This window comes from Sulfuricurvum sp. MLSB (genome assembly GCF_000747095.1).
Classification (GTDB): Bacteria; Campylobacterota; Campylobacteria; order Campylobacterales; family Sulfurimonadaceae; genus Sulfuricurvum.
In genome coordinates this window covers 1-2,592 of record NZ_JQGL01000004.1, presented here as the reverse complement: position 1 = coordinate 2,592, position 2,592 = coordinate 1, and the positions used below count along the sequence as shown (strand labels likewise).

The 2,592-nt window shown below is 47.4% G+C and carries 2 protein-coding genes; both read right to left on the bottom strand.

The window, feature by feature from the left end:
* Nucleotides 1-1,911: efflux RND transporter permease subunit (locus JU82_RS00100; protein WP_037945424.1), on the bottom strand; the 1,911-nt coding region annotated here is incomplete at its 3' end.
* A partial coding sequence (locus JU82_RS00095) for an efflux RND transporter periplasmic adaptor subunit (RefSeq protein WP_037945423.1) occupies nt 1,908-2,592 on the bottom strand: 685 nt, incomplete at its 5' end. The genes JU82_RS00095 and JU82_RS00100, both read right to left, overlap by 4 nt.

Below are 2,592 nucleotides of genomic sequence, written 5' to 3'. Positions count from 1 at the left end.
GCTACGGACCTGTTCACGTGCTTCAAGATTGGGAGTGACTACCACAAATTCAGCATAGGAGGGATTTGGAAGTTCCGGGAATAACGATAAAAAGAATCTCGGGGTTCCTGCTCCGCTGTAAGCCGTAAAACTCGTAACATTGGAATCTGCTTTAAGCTGCTGTTCCATCAAGCGCACCTGTTTTTGTGTCGCTTCAAAAGAAGCTCCCTCTCTTAGACGAAGCTCGACCAATAATTCACTGCGAGACGCGGTCGGGAAAAACTGCTGTTGGACAAACATCATCCCCGCCCCCGCAAGAGCAAAAAGGGCAACGGTAGCCCCAAGAACCCACCAGCGTCGAGCTATACTCCAGTTGATTAATTGCCGAAATTTATGATACATCGGCTTGTCATAAGGATCATGCGCTTGTTCTGATGAAGGAGCATCATAGTGCGGCAACATCTTCATCCCAAGGTAGGGGGTAAAGATGACGGCGACGACCCAAGACGCTAAAAGAGCTACCCCGACTACCCAAAATATCCCTCCGGCATACTCGCCGGCAATCGATTGGGCAAAACCTACCGGCATAAAACCGGCTACCGTAACCAACGTTCCGGTAAGCATCGGAAACGCCGTTGAGCTATAGGCAAAGGTGGCGGCACTCAGTCGATCATACCCCTCTTCGAGTTTGACCGTCATCATTTCTACCGCGATGATGGCATCATCGACCAAAAGACCCAATGCGATGATCAATGCACCCAGAGAAATACGATCCAAGTTCCATCCGGCGGCATACATAATCATCGATACGATCCCTAATACAAGAGGGATTGAGGCTGCAACAACGATACCCGTACGCCAACCGAGTGAGACAAAAGAGACAATCAAAACAATAATCAAGGCTTCAAGGAATGATTTCTCAAATTCCCATACCGATTCCTCTACGATTTTAGGCTGATCCGCATATTTCTCGACGTCAACACCGATAGGCAATTCACTTTTAATGAGTGCCATTTGTGCATCCAAATCGGTACCGAGTTTCAGAATATCACCGTTTTGTTTCATGATTACACCGATGGCTACCGTTTGCTCGGCGTTATGTCGGATAGTAAAGCTTTGCGGATCTTCATAACCGGTACGTACGGTGGCAACATCGGAGAGTTTGAGCAGTTTACCGCCAACCTGAATACTCACATTTGCCACATCTTTTGCGTTGTGCAATACACCGTCAATTCGGATATGCACCCGATCATTCGCCGTATCGATTGATCCTGAAGGGGTCACCATATTTTGTGCGGATAAGGCATCCATTACAACATTAGGGGAGATACCCATTGCCGCAAGTCGGTGGGTAGAAAGTTCTACGAAAACACGCTCGGGCTGTTTGCCGAGAATATCCACTTTTTTGACGCCTGCTACACTTTGCAACTGACGTTTAATCTCCTCAGCAGTATCACCGAGCTCAGCCATCGTTAAATCAGATGCTTTTACGGCGTATAAAACACTGTAGACATCATTGAACTCATCATTGAAAAAAGGGCCGCGTACTCCGGAGGGGAACTCACGACTAATATCAGAAATCTTCTTACGAGCCTGATACCAAGATTCATCCAAGTTTTTTCTGCCGATTCCCCCTTTAACACGTACCTCAATCGCTCCAAAACCTTGGCGTGAGTACGATTTAACATAGTCAATATATTCAAGTTCCTGAAGTTTGCGCTCAATGCGGTTTAGTACTTGATTTTGAACTTCTTTTGCCGTTGCACCGGGCCATGCGACTACGATGCTCATCGTCGGCACATTAAAATTGGGGTCTTCCGAACGTCCGAGTTTGGTGAACGATACAATACCGGCAATCAATACGGCAATAATCAAAAAAAGGACCATCGGACGGTGCGTTACCGCCCATTCGGAGAGGTTAAAATCCTTCATAAGGTACCTCTGGTCTCAAAATTTCCATTGATACGTTCGATGGGACGAATCTTCATAGAAGCGTCAAGCTTTTGAGCCCCTACCGTCACAATACGAGCTCCCTCATTCAAACCGCGAACACGAACGCTATCCGTACCGTGGTTTAAAACACTCACTTTCACAAACGAAAGGGTATTTCCTGTACTATTTACGGCCCACACACCCGGTGTATTATTCGTTTTAATAAGCGCGCTCAAAGGGACGTTCACCCCTTCATCGCTTGAGGGAAGAGATAATTGAAGCTGTGCCGTACTACCCAAAGAAATTCCGTTCATAATCGTACTGGATTCCGCTGTAGGTGCATAGCGTGCACGGAAAGTTTTTCCTTGTGCGGAAGCGATCGGCGATAGCTCTCGAAGATGCAGAGATACCGGTGTTTTAGGATCGCTCCATGATTGTGCTTTTGCGCTATATTGTTTGGCTTTGCTCACCATATCTTCGGGTAAATCGACCACCACTTCACGCTCACCCTCTTTTGCGAGAGAGATAACGCTTTGCCCCTCCGCAACAACTTGACCGACCTCCATACGCATTGCCGTAACGACACCGTCGTATGGCGCAAGAAGTGTCGCGTAAGAGTGTCTATTTTTTGCAAGTTCAAGCTGCCGGAGCGCTTGTTCCACACGTGTTTTAGCAGCGTCG